At 69.9% G+C, this 20,668-nt stretch carries 19 protein-coding genes; 8 read left to right on the top strand and 11 right to left on the bottom strand.

The features are described 5' to 3' along the window. Window positions 1-112 precede the first annotated feature (112 nt). The 3 genes from ACTWPT_RS11250 to ACTWPT_RS11240 are packed head-to-tail and all read left to right on the top strand — an operon-like array spanning window position 113 to window position 2,041. A complete protein-coding gene (locus ACTWPT_RS11250; protein ID WP_443177225.1) occupies window positions 113-1,129 on the top strand; it encodes a leucine-rich repeat domain-containing protein in 1,017 nt (338 codons plus the stop codon). Between the two features lie 53 nt (window positions 1,130-1,182). Beyond that, complete coding sequence (locus ACTWPT_RS11245; protein WP_443177224.1) at window positions 1,183-1,602, top strand: hypothetical protein; 420 nt, start codon at window positions 1,183-1,185, stop codon at window positions 1,600-1,602. 16 nt (window positions 1,603-1,618) lie between these two features. Further along, window positions 1,619-2,041, top strand: coding sequence for a hypothetical protein (locus ACTWPT_RS11240; protein WP_443177223.1), 423 nt, complete (start codon window positions 1,619-1,621; stop codon window positions 2,039-2,041). On the opposite strand, the gene ACTWPT_RS11235 is transcribed toward ACTWPT_RS11240, so the two are convergent. The 3 genes from ACTWPT_RS11235 to ACTWPT_RS11225 all read right to left on the bottom strand — a co-directional run bounded on the left by ACTWPT_RS11235 (window position 2,038) and on the right by ACTWPT_RS11225 (window position 6,246). Beyond that, the gene (locus tag ACTWPT_RS11235) at window positions 2,038-4,347 is read right to left on the bottom strand and encodes a PQQ-dependent sugar dehydrogenase (RefSeq protein WP_443177222.1); all 2,310 of its coding nucleotides are present in this window, start codon (window positions 4,345-4,347) and stop codon (window positions 2,038-2,040) included. The two genes, ACTWPT_RS11240 and ACTWPT_RS11235, sit on opposite strands and share 4 nt — an antisense overlap. A 32-nt stretch (window positions 4,348-4,379) precedes the next feature. Beyond that, window positions 4,380-5,099 (bottom strand): hypothetical protein, encoded by a 720-nt coding sequence (locus ACTWPT_RS11230; protein ID WP_443177221.1) that lies wholly within the window; start codon window positions 5,097-5,099, stop codon window positions 4,380-4,382. A gap of 121 nt (window positions 5,100-5,220) precedes the next feature. Beyond that, the gene (locus ACTWPT_RS11225; protein WP_443177220.1) at window positions 5,221-6,246 is read right to left on the bottom strand and encodes a LacI family DNA-binding transcriptional regulator; all 1,026 of its coding nucleotides are present in this window, start codon (window positions 6,244-6,246) and stop codon (window positions 5,221-5,223) included. A 97-nt stretch (window positions 6,247-6,343) separates the two neighbouring features. On the opposite strand from ACTWPT_RS11225, the gene ACTWPT_RS11220 reads away from it, so the two are divergent. From ACTWPT_RS11220 to ACTWPT_RS11200, 5 genes are read left to right on the top strand one after another with little or no spacing between them, the layout of a single operon-like run. Then, window positions 6,344-7,573, top strand: coding sequence for an amino acid ABC transporter substrate-binding protein (locus ACTWPT_RS11220; protein ID WP_443177219.1), 1,230 nt, complete (start codon window positions 6,344-6,346; stop codon window positions 7,571-7,573). After that, entirely contained in the window at window positions 7,570-8,448 is an 879-nt protein-coding gene (locus ACTWPT_RS11215; protein WP_443177218.1) for a branched-chain amino acid ABC transporter permease, read from the top strand. Before ACTWPT_RS11220 ends, ACTWPT_RS11215 begins: the two co-directional genes overlap by 4 nt. Further along, window positions 8,432-9,421: a branched-chain amino acid ABC transporter permease gene (locus ACTWPT_RS11210; protein WP_443177217.1), complete on the top strand. Its 990-nt coding sequence runs from the start codon at window positions 8,432-8,434 to the stop codon at window positions 9,419-9,421. Before ACTWPT_RS11215 ends, ACTWPT_RS11210 begins: the two co-directional genes overlap by 17 nt. After that, complete coding sequence (locus tag ACTWPT_RS11205) at window positions 9,418-10,149, top strand: ABC transporter ATP-binding protein (protein WP_443177216.1); 732 nt, start codon at window positions 9,418-9,420, stop codon at window positions 10,147-10,149. The genes ACTWPT_RS11210 and ACTWPT_RS11205 overlap by 4 nt, the downstream gene beginning before the upstream one ends. Next, the gene (locus tag ACTWPT_RS11200; protein WP_443177215.1) at window positions 10,142-10,873 is read left to right on the top strand and encodes an ABC transporter ATP-binding protein; all 732 of its coding nucleotides are present in this window, start codon (window positions 10,142-10,144) and stop codon (window positions 10,871-10,873) included. Before ACTWPT_RS11205 ends, ACTWPT_RS11200 begins: the two co-directional genes overlap by 8 nt. Here ACTWPT_RS11200 and cydB read toward each other — a convergent pair. From cydB to ACTWPT_RS11160, 8 genes are all read right to left on the bottom strand, one after another. Continuing rightward, window positions 10,870-11,751 carry a cytochrome d ubiquinol oxidase subunit II gene (gene cydB / locus ACTWPT_RS11195; RefSeq protein ID WP_443177214.1) on the bottom strand — a complete coding sequence of 294 codons (882 nt, stop codon included), beginning with the start codon at window positions 11,749-11,751 and terminating at the stop codon, window positions 10,870-10,872. The two genes, ACTWPT_RS11200 and cydB, sit on opposite strands and share 4 nt — an antisense overlap. Window positions 11,752-11,766: 15 nt before the next feature. Further along, window positions 11,767-13,113, bottom strand: a complete 1,347-nt coding sequence (locus tag ACTWPT_RS11190) for a cytochrome ubiquinol oxidase subunit I (protein ID WP_443177351.1) — start codon at window positions 13,111-13,113, stop codon at window positions 11,767-11,769. A 217-nt stretch (window positions 13,114-13,330) separates the two neighbouring features. Then, complete coding sequence (gene cutA / locus ACTWPT_RS11185) at window positions 13,331-15,691, bottom strand: aerobic carbon-monoxide dehydrogenase large subunit (RefSeq protein WP_443177213.1); 2,361 nt, start codon at window positions 15,689-15,691, stop codon at window positions 13,331-13,333. Then, window positions 15,688-16,164 carry a (2Fe-2S)-binding protein gene (locus ACTWPT_RS11180; RefSeq protein ID WP_443177212.1) on the bottom strand — a complete coding sequence of 159 codons (477 nt, stop codon included), beginning with the start codon at window positions 16,162-16,164 and terminating at the stop codon, window positions 15,688-15,690. Before ACTWPT_RS11180 ends, cutA begins: the two co-directional genes overlap by 4 nt. Further along, a complete protein-coding gene (locus ACTWPT_RS11175) occupies window positions 16,154-17,200 on the bottom strand; it encodes an FAD binding domain-containing protein (RefSeq protein WP_443177211.1) in 1,047 nt (348 codons plus the stop codon). Before ACTWPT_RS11175 ends, ACTWPT_RS11180 begins: the two co-directional genes overlap by 11 nt. Continuing rightward, window positions 17,197-18,609 (bottom strand): uracil-xanthine permease family protein, encoded by a 1,413-nt coding sequence (locus tag ACTWPT_RS11170; RefSeq protein ID WP_443177210.1) that lies wholly within the window; start codon window positions 18,607-18,609, stop codon window positions 17,197-17,199. The genes ACTWPT_RS11175 and ACTWPT_RS11170 overlap by 4 nt, the downstream gene beginning before the upstream one ends. A 144-nt stretch (window positions 18,610-18,753) precedes the next feature. After that, window positions 18,754-18,963, bottom strand: coding sequence for an RNA-binding S4 domain-containing protein (locus tag ACTWPT_RS11165; RefSeq protein WP_443177209.1), 210 nt, complete (start codon window positions 18,961-18,963; stop codon window positions 18,754-18,756). Between the two features lie 11 nt (window positions 18,964-18,974). After that, on the bottom strand, window positions 18,975-20,582 hold the full coding sequence (locus ACTWPT_RS11160; protein WP_443177208.1) for a PucR family transcriptional regulator: 1,608 nt from the start codon (window positions 20,580-20,582) through the stop codon (window positions 18,975-18,977). Window positions 20,583-20,668 lie beyond the last annotated feature (86 nt).

The following is a 20,668-nucleotide window of genomic DNA, read 5'->3' as shown; positions in this document are numbered from 1 at the left end:
CGTGCGGATGGAGCCTACGGGGGACGATGGACGCAGTTGACCATGCGGACTTCATCGCCACCGCACGCAACCACGCCTCATTCCGTGCCGCCCGTCTGGGATGATCGACGCCATGCGCGCACCCGGTGCCGGACTGGCCGCCTTCCCGCAGGTCCCGGACGACGTCCGGCTGATCGACCTGGCCTGGAACGCGATCGCCGAGGTACCCGACCGCGTGGCGGGGCTGGCCGCGCTGGAGGAGTTGCGGCTTGACGGCAATGGTCTGCGCCGCTTGCCCGATCTCTCCCGGCTCACCGCCCTGCGCACGCTGCACCTCGACGGCAACGAGCTGACGACCTTCCCGGCCTGCCCACCGCGGCTGGAGACACTCTTCCTGTACGGCAACCGCATCGGCGCCCTGCCCGACCGGCTGCCCCCCGCGCTCCGCCACCTCGCGATCGGCGGGAACGGCCTGACCGACGTGCCGGGCTCCCTCTGGAAACTGACCGGACTCGAATCGCTCAACCTGGCAGAGAACGCGCTCACCGAGATCCCCGCGGCCATCGGCGGCCTGACCCGCCTCCGCTTGCTCGACCTGGGCCACAATCGGCTCACCGAGATCCCGCCCGAGCTCGGCGACCTGCCGCTCACCGACTACCTCTACCTCAGCGACAACCTGTTCACGCGGGTGCCCGAGTCGATCGGACGGCTGGACCGGCTCGCCTACCTCAACCTGACCGACAACCGGCTCACCTGCCTGCCCGACGCGATCGGCGGCATGGCCTCGCTGGTGGAGCTGCGGCTCTACAACAATCGGCTGGAGGAGCTCCCCGGCACGATCGGTGGCCTGGCGCGGTTGCGGGAGTTGCACCTGCAGGGCAACCGGCTGATCCGGCTGCCCGCCGAGGTCGCCGGGCTCAGCGAGCTCCGCGTGCTGGACCTGCGGAACAACAACCTGCGCGAGCTGCCGGACACGATGCCGCCCAAGCTCTCCCACCTCGACCTGCGGAACAACCGGCTGCGCGAGCTGCCCGAGTCCCTGGCCGACTTGCCCGCGCTGGAGAAGCTCGATCTGCGGTGGAACAAGCTCGACGGCGATCCCGAGGTGCTGCGGCGACTGGCCGCCCGCGGTTGTGTCGTCCTGAGCTGAACCGAGGCGGCAGGTCGCTGAACCGGGGTGGCAGGCCCTGCGTACCTCCGCACATGACGACATTTCCACGTCTGGCCGCTTTCGCGCTGCTGGCCGGGCTGGTCACTGGCTGTTCCCAGTACGTCGGGAAGAACAGTGACTACGGAGCAGCGGGAAATGCGCAGGCCAACGCCGCCCCCCTAACCGTCGAGCAACTCTCCGCCAAGGTGGGCTGCAAGCCGAAGATGCAGGTCGACGCCGATGAAATCCGTACGGCGTACTGCAAGACCAAGGAAGGCGAGTTCTTCGTCAACACCTTCAAGACCGAGAAGCTCAAGGACGAGTGGATGGACCGGGCGCCCGAGTACAACCCGCATCTGGTGGGCCCCCGCTGGACTGTTCTGGGCCCGCTCGAGGTGTTGGAGGTCCTCAAGCCCACGCTCAACGGCGACCTGCACCTGACCGACCACCGGGTCTCACAGACGCCCAAGTGACCCGTTGGGTGCGCACATGACGACGTTCGCGCGTCCGGCCGCCCTCGTGCTGCTGGCCGGGCTGGTCGCCGCCTGCTCCCCTGGCAGCGGCAGCGGCGGCGGCCCTGTCGCCGCCGGCGGAAAGGCCGATAAGACCCCGCTCACGGTCGAGCAGCTCTCCGCCAAGGTCGGCTGCAAGCCCCGCATGCAGGTCAACGCCGCCGAGATCCGCACCGGGTACTGCAGGACCCCGGACGGCGCGTTCTTCGTGACCACGTTCAGGACCAAGGTGGGCAAGGACCGCTGGATGGACTCCGTCCCCACGGACGACCCGCATCTTGTCGGCAGGTTGTGGGCGGTGCTGTCGAGCAGGCAGGTGCTCGGCCGGCTCAAAGAGCGGCTGGGCGGCGACCTGCACACGACCGACCACAGGACCAAGATGATGCGGGTCGTGGGCTAACGCATCAGCTCGTACTGGGCTCTTACCTCACCCGGGGACACCACCCGGTCCAGGAACATCAACCCGTCCATGCGGCAGGCGCACGGGTTCTGCTCCCTGGTGTTCTGCGGGTAGCTGCCACCGATCTTGATGCCGCGCGGGTCGGTGGCCGAGGTGACGTCGGGCTCGGGATCCCCTTCGACGCCCCACGGGTCGCCGGCGACGGTGGAGAAGCCGTCGAGCGGGCGGCCGTTCCGGTAGAGCTTCATCGTCGCGGTGTCGAAGTCGAACGTCGCGGCGAGGAACACCCACTGGTCCCGCGGCAGGATCTCCTGCCACGGCTGGCCGGCGGCGAAGGTCTGCGAGCTGCTGCCGTCCACGCGGCGGGCCAGCGCCACCACGCGCAGCTCGCCGTTCACGGCGATCAACTCCAGGAGCGCCCTGACGTCGTGGCCTTGCGAGTTGCCGCTCAGCACCCCGGCCAGGCCGATCGCATTGAAGAAGTCGGCCGGGTCGGCGGTGTTGGAGTTGGGCGCCGGGCCCGTGCCCTGCATCTTGAACCAGCCCATGATGGTCACGCCTTGGACGGCGTTGAACGCCCGCAGGGTCGGCACGCCGTTCTCGCCGTAGATCCCGGCCTTCCAGTCGTCGTTGCCTGCCGTGGCGGGCTCGACCTGGCGGGTCTGGAGCGCGTACGTGCTGCCCCGGTAGGCGCGGTCGGCCACGCGCATGGCGGCGCCGCCGTTGACGAGCGTGATGTTCGTGCCCGACAGGCCCTGGTCCCGCTCCTTGGCCGGGTCGCCGGCCACCGGGTGCTCGAAGTCGTACGCCGCCACCAGGTCGTCACGCAGGCTCGGCAGGACGTCGGGCGGCGTCCACCCGGCCTTGGTGATCTTCCAGATCTTGCCGTTGGCCTTCGACAACACGTACAGCTCGCCGGCGGCGTCTCGGCCGAAACGCAGGTCCACCCGGGTGTGGCCGGCCAGGTCCTGCATGGTGACCTGCTTGCCGGCGGTGTCCACCAGCCGCGGCTTGTAGATGGTGGCCCGGCGGCCGGTCTGCTCCCTCATCTGCGCGGCGATCGTGAAGAAGACCTGACCGTCCACGATGTCGCCGAACAGGTATTTCCCGTGGAGCAGCGGCAGCTTGAGTCCGCGGTAGACGAACCCGCCGACGACCGCGTGGCCGCTGTCGCTCGTGCAGGAGTGACCGGGCGGCGGGTCGTGGTCGTAGGCCGCCACCGGGTACGTGTAACCGAGCTCGACGTCGTTGTCGGGCAGCGTGTAGAGGTGGCAGCGGTCGGCCTTGTTGAACAGGAACGGCCCTTCGCGCTCGCTCCAGCCCAGGTTGTCGCCGGAGCCGACGTCGTAGATGGCCTCGATGGCGTGCTCGCCGATGTGGCCCAGGAACAGCCGGTTGCCGGCCTGCGAGTCCCAGCTGAAGCGGTGCGGGTCACGCATGCCGTAGGCGTAGATCTCGCCGAGCGCCCCGGGCTGGCCGGTGAACGGGTTGTCGGCGGGGATGCCGTACCGGCCGTTGGCGCCGTTCGTGCCGGACGGGTCGATGCGCAGGATCTTGCCGTACGGCACGGCGAGGTTCTGCGGGTCGTCGCTGCTGACGCCGCGGCCGCCGTCGCCGGCGGCGAGGTAGAGCAGGCCGTAGTCCTTGTCACCGGGGCGGGCGGCCGGGTTGAAGTCGATCTGCTGGATGCCGTGGATCTGGCCGGAGAAGCCGAGCCTCAGCACCTCCCTGCGGGTGCCCGTGAACGTGCCGGCCTTCGGGTCCGTCGCCGTCCACTCGTTGATCACGCCGTGGAACCTGACGCCCGGCTGGGGCGGCAGGTCGGGGGTCTTGGTGGTGAGCGCGTCACCCCACTCGGTGTGGACGGTGTAGAACTTGCCGTTCCTGCCGAATTCCGGATGGAAGGCGGCGAAGCCGAAGCCACTGCCGAGGCCTCGTCCCGAGATGAAGTCGGGCGCGAACGTGGCGCCGACGTCGAGGTACTCCCGCGGCCGGCCCCCGCTCTTGTCCAGGAAGTAGAGCTTGCCGTTGAGGTCGTTGACGTACAGGCGGCGTGAGCCGTCGGGGAGCTCACCCAGGTAGTTGATCCTGGCCCAGCGGACGAGGCGCTGGTCGGTCGGCGGCGGCATCGTGTCCGTCTTCGGGAACGAGGCGAATTCCTCGAGCGTCAGCGTGAGGCCGGACGCGGTGGGCTTCTCGGGGATGGGGTCGTCGATCGGAGTCGGCTCCGCCTGCGCGGCCGCCGGCGACGCGCATAACGCGGTCACCAGCAGCACGGCGAGCAGGCCTCGGAGGGTTCTGGGCATGCCTCACCACCAAGGGGTGTCGATTCGCGGGTTTACTGCTCAACGGGCGCGGTGCCGTCGCGGGCCGGAGTGCCCTTGACGGTCATGTCGCGCATCCTGCCGATGTTGTCGAACGAGCCGAAGCCGACCCGGCCGGAGGTGAACGTGCGGTCGGTGGCCGTCATCAGCGGCGTCTCGGCGCCGTCCACATAGACCGAGATGCGGCCGGTGTCCGTGCAGTGCGTGACGCGGACGCGGTGCCATTCGGTGTCCGTCACCGCGGGCGGCGCGCCGACCTGGCCGTTCCACTGGTCGTCGATACGCAGGCGGTCGGCGTTGTTGACGACGAAGATCCCGTTGTGCGGGTAGATGGTGTTGTCCTGCGAAAGGTGCACGTAGTAGAACTCGGTGTCCGACCGGTAGCCGAACACGATGATCACGTCGCGGTTGCTGACGCTGGTCGGCGTGTCCAGGCGGACCTTGGCGTCAATGCGTGCGGAGGCGAACTCGGGCCCGGCCTTGAGCACCGCGTACTCGAAGGGGCGCCGCGGTCCCGGGCGGGCGACCCCGGCCTCGGCGAGTATGACCTGGTCGCCTGGGAACTGCCACTTGGCAGGGGTCACGGGCGCCCAATTGTGGCCGGCGTCCACATGCTTCACGCGGGCGTGGCCGAGTGCGCAGTCCTGGACGGTGGCGGCTTGGGCGGGCAGTGGGAGTGCGGGGGCGGCCAGGGCGAGTGCGGCCGCGAGGGTGAGAGTGCGAAGGGCTGACATCCGGGCATCCTCTCGCCGGGCGTAAGCGCTTCCGAAAGCGCTTACGTGACCTTCGAGCGGATCGTATCCCGGGGGAAAGGTCTGTCAAGGGGGCGGCGGCCGCTGTGAGGACGACGGCCGGTCAGGGTGGGGGTGGGGCGGTGGAGGCGCGGATGACCAGCTCGTGACGGGTACGGCGGCGGCGCGGGCGCGAGGCGGGCGGCTTGAGCACCAGCTCGAAGGCCTCCTTGCCCATCCCCACCATGGGCAGCCTGATCGTCGTGAGCCCCGGGTAGACGTCGCGCGCCACCGGCACGTCGTCGAACCCGGCCACCGAGATCTCCTCCGGCACCCTGCGCCCGTGGTTCAGCAACCACGACAGCGCACCGACCGCCATCGGGTCGTTCAACGCCACCACCGCCGTCAGGTCTGGGCGCGCCCGCATCAGCTGCGCGGTCGCCGCCGCGCCGCCCTCCCTGGTGAAGTCCCCGTGCACGACCGGGACCGAGCGCCAGTCCAGCCCGGCCACGTCGAACGCCGTGCGCAGCCCCGCCAGCCGGTCCTCCACGGTGGTCAGGTTGGCCGGGCCGCCCAGCACGCCCAGCCGGCGATGGCCCAGGTCGAGCAGGTGCCGCATGAGCGTGACCCCACCGCCCGCGTTGTCCGGCAGCACCGCGTCCACCGGCAGGTGGTGCCGCCCGATCACGGCCACCCGCCCGCCCGCCGCGGTGTACGAGCGCACCTCGGCGGCGATGTCGGTCTCGGTCGCCGCCTCGATGTAGCCGGAGCCCGCCAGCACGATCCTGGTCACCCGGTGGGCCCGCAGCGCCCGGATCCTGCCCAGCTCCGCGCCCGGGTCACGCTGGGTCTGGCTGATCAACGCCAGGTAGCCGAGGCTCTCGGTCTCGCGCAGCACGCCCCTGGCGATCTCGCCGAAGTACGGGTCCCCGACGTCGTGCACGATCAGCCCGACCATGGACGCCTGCCCGCCCGCCAGCGCCCGCGCATGGCTGTTGGGCACGTACCCCACCTGGGAGGCGACCGCCTGCACGTGGGCCGCGAGCTGAGGGCTGACCCCGGTGCTGCCCGTCATGGCGCGCGAGGCGGTGGCCAGTGAGACTCCTGCGGCTTTGGCGACGTCCACGAGGCGGGGCGGCCGATGTGCCATACGAACCCCCTTGTCCGGGGCTGAATCCCGTGTAATCGTAACCGAAAGCGCTTCCGAAAGCGCTTACGCGGCACCTCTCCAAACGGGGGTTCCCTCGATGGCAAGAGTTCTCAAGGGCCTGGCGATCATCTCGATCTGCACATTAGGACTGACCGCCTGCGCCAAGACCGACGAGCCCGGTGGCGCCCAGACGCCGGGCCAGCAGACGGGGCCGGTGAAGATCGGTATCTCGCTGCCGTTGACCGGTGACTTCTCCGAGCCCGGGAAGGGCATCCAGGAGGGTTACCAAGTCTGGGCCGACCAGGTGAACGCCAAGGGCGGCCTGCTGGGCAGGAAGGTCGAGCTGATCTTCCGCGACGACGCCTCCGACCCCAACCGGGTCAGCTCCGACTACGAGTCGCTGATCACCCAGGACAAGGTCAATCTGGTGTTCGGGCCGTTCTCGTCGCGGCTGGTCATCCCGGCGGCGAAGGTGGCGGAGTCGTACAACATGGTGTTCGTGGAGCCGGCCGGGGCCGCCAAGGAGGTCTTCGAGCAGGGCTTCAAGCGGCTGTTCTACGCGGCTCCGGCGATCGCCAGCGATCACTACAACTATCTGGCCGACTACATACTCAAGCTGCCGGCCGACCAGAAGCCGAAGACGGCGGCGTACGCGAGCCTGGACGACCCGTTCGCGCAGGGCACCGCGTACGGGTTGCGCGACAAGCTGGCCGCGGCCGGGATCAAGACGGTGGTGGACGAGGTCTACCCGCCGGAGACCACCGACTTCGCGCCCATCGCCGCCAAGATCGCGGCCGCGAAGCCGGACATCGTCGTGGGCGGCACGCAGTTCGAGGACTCGGTGGGCCTGGTGCGGGCGCTGCAGGAGCTGAAGGTGCAGCCCAAGCTGGCGGCGTTCTCGACGGGACCGACGCTGGCCGAGTTCCCCACCGCGGTGAAGGGGGCGGCCGAGCACATCATCTCGCCCGTCGGCTGGTCGGCGACCGCCACGTTCACCGGCAACCAGGACATGGTCAAGCGGTACAAGGAGATGTTCGGCGGCGAGGCCAACGAGGACGCCGCCAACGGCTACACCGTGGGCCAGATCGTCGAGGCGGCCGTGACCGCGGTCAAGTGCGTCGACCCGACCAAGGAATGCCAGGACAAGCTGGCCGACCACATCAGGCAGGGCACCTTCGACACGGTCGTGGGCCCGCTGTCGTTCGACGACCAGGGCAGGCCCGAGCAGGCGCACATGATCCAGCAGTACGTCGACGGCAAGGTCCAGATCGTCCTGCCGGAGAGCGCCAAGACCGCCGACATCGTCTACCCGAAGAAGGAATGGTGAGCCTGCTCCTGCAGGGACTGGCCCTGGGCGTGCTGACGGGCGGCCTGTACGCCCTGCTCGCCTCGGGCCTGTCGCTGTACTTCGGCGTGATGCGGGTGGTCATGGTGGCGCACCCGGCGTTCCTGTTCCTGGCCGCGTACCTGACCTACACCGTGCACACGGTGTTCGGCCTCGACCCGTTCCTGGCGCTGCCGGTGACGGTGCCGTTGTTCTTCGGGCTGGGCGTGGCGGTGCAGCGGCTGCTGGTCGCGCGGCTGGCCCCGGAGAACCTGGCGATGATGTCGGTGCTGCTGACGTTCGGCATCGCGCTGACGATCGAGGGCCTGCTCGGCACGTTCTACACCGGCTCGTACAAGTCGATCAGCATGGAGTACGCCACCCGGTCACTGACCATCGGCGGCGTGCACCTCCCGTATGACAAGATCATCGCATTCTGGGTCGCCGCGATCACTCTCGTCGTGCTGTTCGCGGTGCTGGTCAAGAGCAGGTTCGGGCAGTCGCTGCGGGCCACGATCCAGCACCGGGAGGCGGCCAGGCTGGTCGGCATCCATACCGAGCGCGTGGCCGGCTACGGCTTCGGCGTGGGCCTGGCCACGGCGGCCGTGGGCGGCACGGTGCTGGCGTTGATCACGCCGTTCTTCCCCGCCTCGCACTGGGTGTGGATCGGCAAGCTCATGGCCATCATCGTCGTCGGTGGCCTGGGCAGCGTGATCGGCGCGGCGCTGGCGGCGATCACGCTGGGTGTGGTCGAGGGCCTCGTGCTGGTCACCGTGGACGCGACGTGGGCCACGATGATGTTCTACGTCTTCCTCTTCCTGGCCCTGCTCGTGCGCCCCCAGGGGTTCTTCGGAGGCCGGCTTGCGCATCGCTTCTAGAGGACTCCCCCTGCTGGTCGCCGCGCTGGCGATCGCCTATCCGTTTCTGGTGCCCAACTACTACCTCGTGTACGCGGGCGCGCTGACCGTCATGTACGCCGCCATGGCCACCTCCTGGAACCTCCTGGGCGGTTTCACCGGCTACGTCTCGCTCGGCCATTCGGCGTTCTTCGGCCTCGGCGCGTACGGCACCGGCCTCCTCGTCGTCCGGGCCGGGGTCCCGTGGGTCCTGGCGCTGCTGGCGTCGGCGCTGCTGGTCACGGTGTTCGCGGTGGTCGTGGGCATCGCGGCGGTCCGGGTGCGCGGCGCGTCGTTCGTGATCGTGTCGATCGCGCTCGTGTCCATGATGAACCTCGTCGTGCAGGGCTGGCGCTCCCTCACCGGCGGCTCCACCGGCCTGCAGGTCCCCTCGCCCTTCCCCGACCTGCACCGCGGCCAGACGCACATGGTGTTCTTCTACCTGTTCCTGGCGCTGCTCGCGATCGCGCTGGCCTGCTGGTGGTACGTCTCCCGCTCCCGCTTCGGCGCGGGCCTGCGAGCGATCAGGGAGGACGAGGACAAGGCCGAGTCGCTGGGCGTGCCGACAGGGGCGTACAAGGTGACGGCGTTCGCCCTGTCCGCCCTGTTCGTGGCGCTGGCCGGCGGGCTCTACGCGGTCTGGTTCGGCAGCCTCGACCCGATCTTCGTCTTCTCCATCCTCATCGGCTCGTACATGGTGCTGATGAGCCTGCTCGGCGGCGTGCGCCACCTGTTCGGCCCGCTACTGGGGGCGCTCATCGTGGCCCCGGCCGGGGAGTATTTCCTGATCGCGCTGGGCGAGACGCAGATCCACCTGACCGCGACGGGCCTGGTGCTCGTGCTGGTCGTGCTGTTCATGCCAGACGGCATCCTCGCCCGCTTCACCAGAAGGCGCGCCGGGCCGTCCATTCCCGACGAGACGGCCGAGCAGCGACTCCAGGGGGTCGCGCCATGAGCTCGCTACGGACCGAGGGGCTGAGCAAGTCGTTCGGCGGCGTGCTGGCCGTGGACGGCGCGAGCGTGGAGCTGCTCGAGGGCAAGATCAACGGCCTGATCGGGCCGAACGGCTCAGGCAAGACCACGTTCTTCAACCTCATCACCGGCATGATCAAGCCCGACGCGGGCCGGGTGCTCTACCGCGACCGCGACATCACCCGCCACTCGCCGCACCGCATCGCGCACGCCGGCATCGGCCGCACCTTCCAGCTCTGCCGGGTCTTCCCGCGCCTGACGGTGCTGGAGAACATGCTGGTCGCCGTCCGCCGTACCCGCCTGCGCGAGCTGCTGGCCGGCCTGCGCGACAAGGGCGAGGTCGAGCGGGCCCGGCACTGGCTGCGCAGGATGGGCATCGAGCACCTGGAGGACGCCGAGGCCCGCGACCTGTCCTACGGCCAGCAGAAGCTCCTGGAACTGGCCGCCATCCTCATGGCCGAGCCGGAGCTGGTGCTGCTCGACGAGCCGGCAGGCGGCGTCAACCCGGCGCTGATCGACCGCATCGTCTCGCTCGTGCGCGACCTCAACGCCGAGGGCCGCACGTTCCTGGTCGTCGAGCACAACATGGACATGGTGATGGGCATGTGCGACCACGTCATCGTCTTCGACCGGGGCGCGCCCATCGCCGCGGGCCCACCCTCCGTGATCAGGGACGACCCACGGGTGCTGGAGGCGTATCTCGGTGTCTGAAGTCGTGCTGTCTCTGGAAGACGTCGAAGCCGGGTACGGCAGGGCCGCGCTCGTGTTGCGCCGCCTGAGCGTCACCGTCCGCGCCGGCGAGGTCGTCTGCCTCGTCGGCCCGAACGGCGCCGGCAAGTCCACCGCGCTCAAAGTCGCCAGCGGCCTGCTCACGCCCCGTTCCGGCCGCGTGCTGCTGGCCGGCCAGGACGTGACGGGGCTCTCGCCGCAGCGCCTGCTCGGCCTCGGCCTCGCCCACGTGCTGCAGGGCCACAGTGTGTTCCGTGAGATGACCGTGGCCGAGAACGTGCGGCTCGGCGGGTTCACCGTCCGCGACCAGGCCCGGCTGAACACCCGCATCGAGACCGTCAAGGAGCTGTTCCCCGTGGTGGCCGAGCGGTGGGGGAGCATGGCCGGGCTGCTGTCCGGCGGGCAGCAGAAGCAGGTCGAGTTCGCCCGCGCGCTCATGCTGGAGCCGAAGGTGGTGCTGCTGGACGAGCCGTCGATGGGGCTCGACCCGCGCAACACGCAGGTGGTCTTCGACCAGATCGATCTCATGCGCCGGACCGGCGTCGCGGTGCTGCTGGTGGAGCAGAACGCGCGCCGGGCCCTGGAGATGGCCGACGTCGGCTGCGTGCTCGACCTCGGCCGCGTGCACATCTCCGGCCCGGCGCGTGAACTGGCCGCCGATCCCCGCCTCGGCAAGCTCTACCTCGGCGGCGCGCCTGCCACTTAGATGGGGGCCACCTGAACGCGCTTCCTGAACACCCAGTATGTCCACCCCTGGTAGACCAGCACGAACGGCAAGGTGATCAGCCCGATCCAGCTCAGCATCGTCAGCGTGTACGGCCCGGAGGCGGCCTCGGCCAGCGTCAGCCCGGGCAGCGGCGACACGCGCAGCTCCATGAAGACCGCCAGCGTGGTCAGCACGATCGCCGCGGCGGTGGCCGCGAACGCCCAGCCCTCCCTGCGCCGCCAGATCAGGGCGGTCGCCGCGGCCAGCGCCGCCATGGCGGCCAGCGCGGGGAACGTGCCGAGATTGGACAGCGCGAACACGGCCACCGGGATCACCACGGCGCTCGCCGCCAGGGCCGCGACGCGGGCGCGGCGGCGTACCGGACCGGTGGTCTTGAGCGTCAGGAACACGGCGCCGTGGAGCGCGCACACCGCCAGCGTGAACGCGCCGCCGAGCACGGCCGCGGGCGCGCTGTCGAACAGCAGGTCGGCGAAGACCGCGCCCCACAAGAACGCCGGCAGCCCGCTGCCGACCATGATGCCCAGGTCGCACCAGCGCGGGTCGTTCACCTTGCCGCGCCACTCCAGGCCGACGCCGCGCACGATCAGACCCACCAGGATGAGCGTGACCTGGAGGTAGAACGCACTGAACACGCCCGCGTACCAGGCGGGGAACGCGGCGAACATCGCGCCGACCGCGGTGATCAGCCATACCTCGTTGCCGTCCCAGACCGGGCCGATGGTCTGCAGGCTCTGCCGCTGCTCTGCGGCGTTCCTGCTGACGAGCGGCGCCAGCAGGCCGACGCCGAAGTCGAATCCCTCCAGCGCGAAGTAGCCCGTCCAGAGGAAGGCGATGATGACGAACCAGAGATCGATCATGGTTGATGTCCCTCCTCAGTACATCAGCGACGGCTCGAGCCGCTCGGGCTTCTCGGTGACGGGTTCGGGCTCGTCGACGCCCTTGCGTACGTGCCGGGTCAGCAGCACGGCCTCGGCCACGGCGAGCACCCCGTACAACAATGTGAAGATCGTCAACGACGTGGCCACCTCGGCGAGCGTCACCCCCGGCGACACGCTGGAAGCGGTCAGCAGCTCACCCGCGACCGTCCACGGCTGGCGGCCGATCTCGCTCAGCAGCCATCCGGCGATCACCGCGGCCAGTGGCAGCGGCAGCGCGAGCAGGAACGCCCGCGACAACCACCGCGGGAAAGCGCGCCTGCGGCGGGTCAGCCACAACCCCAGCACCGACAGGCCCACCGTGGCCAGCCCGAAGACGATCATCACCCGGAAGGACCAGAACACCATCGTCTGGTTCGGCCGGTAGTCGCCGGGACCGAACTGCTGCTCGAAGCGGCGCTGCAGGTCCTCGGTGCCCTGGACGGTGGCGTTGAAGTCGTTGGTGGCGAGGAAGCTGAGCATGTTCGGGATCTCGATGCCCGGGGCGACGGTGAACGCCGCGCCCGCGGTGTCGTGCTCCAGGCCCTCCGCGGAGGCCAGCTTCATGGGCTGCTGCTCGTACATCAGCTTGGCCGACGTGTCGCCGGTGCCCGCGACCACCGCCCCCGCGATGGCGGTCATCACCAGCGCCGCCCGCGCCGCGCTGCGCCACATGTCGGCCCGCGTCTTGAGCAGCCAGTAGCCGCTCACGGCCAGCACGAAGCCGCCCGCCACGACGAACGCCGCCCCGATCACGTGCGGCACCTGAGCCAGCGCCGTCGAGTTCATCAGCACCGCCCACAGGTCCGTCATCCTGGCCTTGCCGTCCACGACCTCATAGCCGACCGGGTGCTTCATCCAGGCGTTGGCCGCGAGGATGAAGTACGCCGACAGGTTGGACCCGATGGCCGCCGCCCAGATGCACGCCAGGTGCACCTTCTTCGGCAGCTTGTCCCACCCGAAGATCCACAGCCCCAGGAACGTGGACTCCATGAAAAAGGCCAGCAGCGCCTCCATCGCCAGCGGCGCCCCGAAGACGTCGCCGACGAACGTGGAGTATTCACTCCAGTTCATGCCGAACTGGAACTCCTGCACGATGCCGGTCACCACGCCCATGGCGAAGTTGATCAGGAACAACTTCCCGAAGAACTTCGTGAGCTTCAGGTAGTGCTCTTTCCCGGTGCGGTGCCAGGCCGTCTGCAGGCCGGCCACGAAGATCCCCAGACCGATGGTCAGGGGCACGAACAGAAAGTGGTAAACGGTGGTCACCCCGAACTGCCACCGCGCCAGGTCAAGTGCGTCCATCATCCCCGTCGACTCCTGAGCTCTACAGGCTGTAGTTCATCTACTAGCAGTAGTACTACAAGCTGTAGAGCAATGCGATGCGACCTTGGTCACATCGGTTGCGTGCTGGTTGCCGGATATCGAGAATGCCGGGCGGAGGCGGGCCGGGGCGTCCCCCGCCGGGTTGATTCGCGGGTACCCCGTCCGGCGGACCCGCGCGCCGATCAGGGCGTAAGGATCACGCCGTACGGGCGGTACGCAGGTCGAAGAGGTCCGACGGGGAGATCGGCATGCGGTCGATCTCGATGCCCTCGGCGTCTTCGATGGCCGAGGCGATGACGGCGGACACCGGGATGACCCCGGCCTCGCCCGCGCCCTTGATGCCGAGCGGGTTGAGCGGCGACGGCGTCTCCAGGTGGGCGGTCTCGACGTGGGGGACCTCGGTGGCGTACGGCATGAGGAAGTCCATGAAGGAGGCGTTCACGAGCTGCCCGTGCGAGTCGTACACCATGCGCTCGTAGAGTGCGCCGCCGACGCCCTGCGCCACTCCCCCGTGGATCTGTCCCTCCACGATCATCGGGTTGATGAGCCGCCCGCAGTCGTGCACGACCGCGTACCTGACGATCCTGATCTCGGCCGTGTCCGGGTCGGTCTCGACGACAGCGGCGTGCATGCCCGCCGCGAACGTGGACCTGATCGGCGAGTAGTAGTCGCGCCCCTCCAACCCCGGCTCCTCGCCCTCGGCCACGGGCGGCCGGTCCGGGGAGGCGGTGCCGGAGAACTGAGTCGCCTTGGCGGCCTCGTCGTCGAAGGCGTACCGCAGGGGGTTGGCCAGCACCGCGACCGTGGACAGCGGGATGGACGCGGTCGGCGCGCCCGCCACGTGCACCACGCCGTCGGTGATCTGCAGGTCCGACGGATCGGCCTCGAGGGCGTCCGCCGCGATGCGCAACGCCTTGTCGCGGACCTTTCTGCAGGCCAGGGCGATGGCGTTGCCGCTGACGACGGCCGCGCGGGAGGCGAAGGTGCCGACCGCGTAGCCGAACCTGCGCGTGTCGCCGGTGACCACACTGATCCGCTCGATGGGCACGCCCAGCTCGGTGGCGGCGATCTGGGCGAACACCGTCTCGTGCCCCTGGCCCTGCGAGGTGAGTCCCGTGGACACGTGCACGCGACCGTCGGAGGTCACCTGCACGTGCCCGCCCTCGTAGGGTCCGACCCCGGTCCCCTCGACGTAGCAGCCGATCCCGATGCCCCGCCCGGGCGCCCGCTCGAAGGCGTCCCAGCCGATCAGCTCCTTGATCATGCGGAGCATCTCCGGGTAGTTCCCGCTGTCGTAGATCAGCGGCCGCCCGTCCTGGAACGTCATCCGCTGGTCGTACGGGAACTCATCGGGCTGGATGAAGTTGACCGCCCGCACCTCGGTCCGATCCTTGCCCAGGTATCGGGCGATCTTGTCCATGGTGCGCTCCATGCAGAACACGCCCTGCGGGCGGCCCGCGCCCCGGTACGGGGTGACCTGCACGGTGTTGGTGTAGACGGCGCTGAACTCGACCCGGTACGCCCCGATCTTGTAGGGGCCGAGCAGCTGGGTCGAGGTGACGATCGGCACGATGATCCCGTACGGGGTGTAGGCGCCGTGGTCGTGCAGGATCGTCACATCCAGCCCGAGCACCTGCCCGTCGTCGTCGAACCCCACGCGCACGTACTGCACCTGCCCGCGCTCGTGCGCGGAGGAGATGAAGTGCTCCCTGCGGTCCTCGGTCCACTTGATCTCGCGGCCGAGCGTCATGGCCGCCCACGGGATGACGATCTCCTCCGGCCACGGATGCACGATCTTCACGCCGAACCCGCCGCCGACGTCGGGCGCGATCACCTCGACCTTCGGCAGCGGCAGGCCGAGCGCGGCGGCGACGGCCATGCGGACGCTGGTGGAGGTCTGGGTGCTGGAGTAGACCCGCAGGTCCGAGCCGTCCCAGCGGGCGTACACGCCGCGGCCTTCCAGCGGCATGCTGGCACTGCGCTCGATGTCGAGCCGGAAGGCCAGGGTGTGCGGCGCGATCTCGATGGCCTCCCGGGCGCCGCGCCCGTCGGCGGCGGCGACCTCCTGGACGAGGTGGGCGCCGATGTTGCCGGGCACGTCCTCGTGCACGAGCTGGGCACCCTGAACGGCCTCCTCCAGGCCGACGACCGGCTTGAGGAGCTCGTAGTCGACCTCGATGAGCGCGCAGGCGTCCTCGGCCGCGTACCTGTCGGCGGCCACGACCATCACCACCGGCTCGCCGACGTGCCTGACGACGTCCCTGGCCAGCGGGTACGCGGTCCGCCCGTGCGTGAGCGCCGGGTGCGGGATGAGGAGCGGCAGCGCCCGGCCCACCCGCTCGGGCAGGTCCTCCCAGGTGTAGATGGCGACGAGCCCCGGCACGTCCAGCGCCGGCCCGACGTCTATGTCGCGGATGCGGGCGTGCGCGTGCGGCGAGCGCACGAACGCGGCGGCGAGCGCGTCACGCCCCAGGTCGTCGAGGTAGCGGCCCTGTCCGGTGAGCAGCCTGGGATCCTCCCTGCGCGCTACGGACTCCCCGAACAACCTCGTCGTCATGCTTCCTCCGCCAGCAGCTCGGCGGCCCGGTGGACGGCCTTGACGATGTTCTGGTAGCCGGTGCAGCGGCACAGGTTGCCGGAGACGCCCTCCAGCACCTCCTCCTCCGTCGGCGCCGGGTTCTCCGCCAGCAGGGCGGTCACCGTGCACAGGAACCCCGGCGTGCAGAAGCCGCACTGCAGCCCGTGGCACTCGGCGAAGGCCCGCTGCACGGGTGAGAGCCCGTCCGGTCCGGCGAGGCCCTCGACGGTGGTGATCTCGCGGCCGTCCACGGTGACGGCGAACGTCAGGCACGAGCGCACCGGCTGCCCGTCGAGCAGCACCGTGCAGCAGCCGCAGACGCCGTGCTCGCACCCCACGTGGGTGCCGGTCAGGCCGAGGTCGTGGCGCAGGCAGTCCGACAGCAGCCGGCGGGCCGGGACGCTCACCCGCCTGGGGGCGCCGTTCACGACGAGCGTGATCTCATGCTGCACGGGTCTCCGCCTCCCTGGCCGCGTTGCGCAGCGCCCGCTGGGCGAGCACCCTCACCAGGTGCCTGCGGTAGGCGGCCGATGCGTGGATGTCGCTCTCGGGCTCGATCGCGTCAAGCACAAGCTGGGCCACGACCCGGTCGATCCCGTGGACGGGAGACTGCCCGCTCATCTCCGCCACGTCCACGACCACCGGCACGGGCCCGACACCGATGCAGGCGACCCTTGCGGCGGTGACGAACGCATCCTCGTCCAGTGTGACGACGGCGCAGACCCCGGCGAGGGCGTAGTCGCCGTGCCTGCGGGCCACCTCCTCGAAAGCGGCCCCGGTCCGCGGGCCCAATGCCGGGAAATATGCCGATACGGCCAGCTCGCCGGGCTGGACCGCCGACTCCATGGGACCGACGAAGAAGTCCTCGGCAGGCACGTCCCGCACCACCGCGTCCCGCGGCACGTCCCCAACGGACGCCGCGTCACCGGGAACGGAACCGAACGCGCCATTGGCAACGCCACCGGACGCGCCATTGGCAACGCCACCGGACGCGCCATTGGCAACGCCACCGGACGCGCCATTGGCAACGCCACCGGACGCGCCATTGGCAACGCCACCGGACGGGCTGCGGGAAGCGCCCTGCCAGCGGGCGATCCGGACGGAGCCGCCCAGGACGGCCAGCACGGCCGGCAGCTCGGCGGCCGGGTCGGCGTGCACGAGGCTGCCCACCACAGTCCCGCGATTGCGGATCACCGGATGGGCGACCAGCTTCAGCGCCCGCGTGAGCAGCGGATGCGCGCCGGCCCGTTCCACCTCGGAGTGCCGGGCCAGCGCGCCGACGCGCACACCGGCCTCGGTGCGCTCGATGCCGCCCAGCGACGCCACATGGTTGATGTCGACGAGATGCTCAGGCGCGGCCAGCCGCATGTTGAGCATCGGGATCAGGCTCTGCCCTCCGGCCAGCACCTTGCCCCGGACCTCGGCGAGGGTCCGCAACGCCGTGCCGAGGTCGCGCGGGGCGTGGTACTCGAACGGCGGCGGCTTCACCCGGCCTCGCTCCTGGCCGGCTTGAGCGACCGCCCGGCAATGGCCCGCAGCAGGTGGTAGCCGCCCAGCACCACGATGGTGCCGAGCGCGATGCCCTCCAGGATGAACTCCCCGGCGATGAAGTGGGTCACGGGCCCGATGGCCAGGATGATGCCCGCGCCGATGGGGACCATGTTGACCGGGTCGGCGAAGTCCACCCGGTTCTCGATCCAGATCTTCGCGCCGAGCAGGCCGATCATGCCGTACAGGATGACGGTGACGCCGCCGAGCACGCCGCCCGGCGTGGCCGCGACCAGCGCGCCGAACTTGGGGACCAGCCCGAAGAAGATCGCGATGACGCCGGCGATGTAGTAGGCGGCCGTCGAGTAGACCCTGGTGGCGGCCATGACGCCGATGTTCTCGGCGTACGTCGTCGTCGGCGAGCCGCCGACCGCGCTGGTGACCACGGTGGCCACGCCGTCCGCGACCACCGCCCGCCCGACGTACGGGTCCACGTCCGCCCCCGTCATCTCACCCACGGCCTTGACGTGCCCGATGTTCTCCGCGATGAGCGCGATGACGGCGGGCAGCACCAGCAGCACTGCCGAGAAGCGGAAGTCGGGGCCGTGGAAGTCCGGCAGCCCGAACCACTCCGCCTGGGCCACCTGGCCGAAGTTCACCCGGTCGTGCGGGAACGCCGTGGCCACGCAGTACGTGCCCTCGACCGGGCACGCGTTCCCCGCCGCGTCCCGAAGGTTCTGGCCGGGCAGCACGGACGTGACCGGCCCGGCCGCCCGGTCGAGCAGCCACGACAGCACGAACCCGGTGACCAGCCCGATCAGCACGCCGATCCGCCCGATGAAGCCCTTGAACAACACGATCACCAGGAACGTGATCACCATCGTGATGAGCGCCACCCAGTGGTCCTGCGGCCAGTAGACGTCCGCTACCACGAACGCCAGCCCGAACCCGATGAGCATCACCACCGCGCCGGTGACCACGGGCGGGAAGACCTTGTGGATGATCTCCACACCCAGGAAGTGGATGGCGAGCCCGGCCAGCGCCAGAACCAGGCCGGCGACCAGGATCGCGCCGGTCACGATCGCGTCTGCGCCGGCGGTGTCGCCGCCCGCGGCCGCCCTGATGGCGAACACGCCGCCGACGAAGGACGCGCTGGTGCCCAGGTAGCTGGGCACCTTGCCCTTCACGATCAGCAGGAACAGGATCGTCGCGACGCCCGACATCATCACGGCGACGTTGGGGTCCAGCCCCATGACGATCGGGAAGACGAACGTCGCGCCGAACATCGCGATCACGTGCTGCGCGCCGAAGCCCACCATTCTGGGCCAGCTCAAGCGCTCGTCGGGCCTGACCACCTCTCCAGGCGTCAGGTGCTTGCCGTCACCGTGTCTGGTCCAACCCCACACCATGAGAGGGCCCCTTTGTGCTGGTTTTTCGCTGAGCCGGCGCCACGTTCCGTTGCGGGCACATTAGGCCCGCCCGGACACTCCTACACGGGCATGATCTGCCAAATCTGCGCCGACTACCAGTGAAACCTCGCGCACACGCAAGAACTACGTGACGTGAATCGCGAATCCTTCGCCACTCACGACCTGACCTGCCCTGATTTTGGCGGTTTTGCGTAGTTCAACCTCTCCGTCCACGAGCACCATGCCCTCGGCGATCAGCTGCTTGGCCATGCCGCCGGTCTCCGTGATCCCGCAGTACTTCAGCAGGTCGCACAGCGGGATGTAGTCGGATTGCAGTTCGAAGTCCAGGTCCACGAGGCTCCAGCCTAGATGCCCCGCATGCGCAGCACGTGCAGGGCCAGGGTCAGGTTGAGCCGCAGGTGCGGGTCGTCGGTGAAGTTGCCGAGCAGCCGCTCCAGCTTCCCGATCCGGTAGCGCAGCGTGTTGTAGTGGAAGTGCAGCCGCCTGGCGGTCTCCGCCACGTTGAGGTTCGTCTCCAGCAGCACCTGCAACGTGCGCCGGAGGTCGCCGTTCTCGGCGTCGTCGTCGGAGGCCAGCGGCCCGAGCGTCTCGCGGACGAAGGCGTGCAGCTCGTCGGTGTCGTTCACCAGCGACAGCAGCCGATAGACGCCCAGCTGGTCGAAGTGCGCGACCGCGCCGGGCCCGTGCAGCTGGCGGCCCACCCTGGCCGCCTTCAGCGCCTGCGAGTACGCCTCCGGCAGCGTCTCCGCGCCCGGGCTGGGCCGGGACGTGCCGGTCGAGAACGTCGCGGGCGGCACGTCGGCGAACGCCGAAGCCGCGTCCTTGGCCACCCGGGTGGCGTCGATCGAGGCGTCGACCACGGCCACCACCTCGTGCGAGAACCCGGCCACCGCCCCGCGCGGGTCGTGCCGCCTGATCGCCGCCGTCCAGCACGACACCAGCCGGTCCTGCGCGCTGCGCTCGTCACCGTCGGGGTCGAGCTCGGCCACGAGCACGGTCGCCGGCCGCGCCAGGTCCCAGCCGAACGCCTTGGCCCGGGCCGTGACCCGCTCGATGGTGCCGGCCCGGCCGGTGAGCACGTCGCGCAGGAAGTCGGCGCGGTATTTGCTCTCGACGGCGTTGACCGCCTCCTGCCGGGTGACGACGAGCGCGGCGACGGTGGCGGCGCGCTCCAGGATGCCGACGTCGCCGTCCCTGATCGCCCCCGACGGGCTGTAGGCGACGATCCTGCCGTGGTGGTGCCCGCCGGCCAGCACCGGCACCGAGGCGAACGCCCTCCCGCGCCCCGACGTCCGGGCCGGCGAGGTCGGCGGGCCCTCGCGGGAGATCGACTCGCGCAGCACCGCGACCTGGTCGGCGGGCCCGGCGGTGGCCAACACGTGACCCGCGCCGTCCACGGCGGCGACCGACACGTCGAGCAGCTGCGCCACCTCGGCGGTGACCTCGCCCAGCCCGCCGCCCGCCAGCACCACCTGCACCATCGCCCGGTGCGCCTCCTCGACGCGGGCCAGCAGGGCCGCCTGGCGGTTGAGTATGTCGGTCAGCACCTGGTTGAGGATGTCGTCGAAGCCGACGTCGTTCGGCAGCAGGATGAGCGGGAAACCGAGCCGGTCGGCCTGCTCGACCATCTCGTCGGGCAGCTCGTCGACGTACCGGCCGAGCTTGATCGCCAGCGCGGCGAGGCCGCGCTCGTCGAGGTCGGCCACGAGCCGGCCCAGCGACTGCGGCGTGTTGCGCAGGGGGTAACCGGTGGTGAGCAGCAGTTCGTGCGGTTTGACCCAGGCCAGGATGTCGGGGACCTCCATGACGTTGAGCCGCTGGACGATGCGCCCGAGCCCGCTCTCCCCGGCGATGAGCCTGGCCTCCGCGAGGGTCGACACGCCCAGGACCTCTTCTACGGACACGCCATGAATGATCGTTCCGGTGCTGGCAAGACGGACTGGGGGCTCCATGGGGAAATTGTGACCCGGGAAGCGGTCTGTCAGGAAGAGCCAACCTTCCCGCTGACTGTTGGCAAATTTCTCCGTACGGAGGGTTC

This window comes from Nonomuraea sp. 3N208 (assembly GCF_052245935.1).
Lineage (GTDB): Bacteria > Actinomycetota > Actinomycetes > Streptosporangiales > Streptosporangiaceae > Nonomuraea.
The sequence above is the reverse complement of the archived record's forward strand: the minus strand, read 5'-3'. Positions and strand labels throughout refer to the sequence as shown.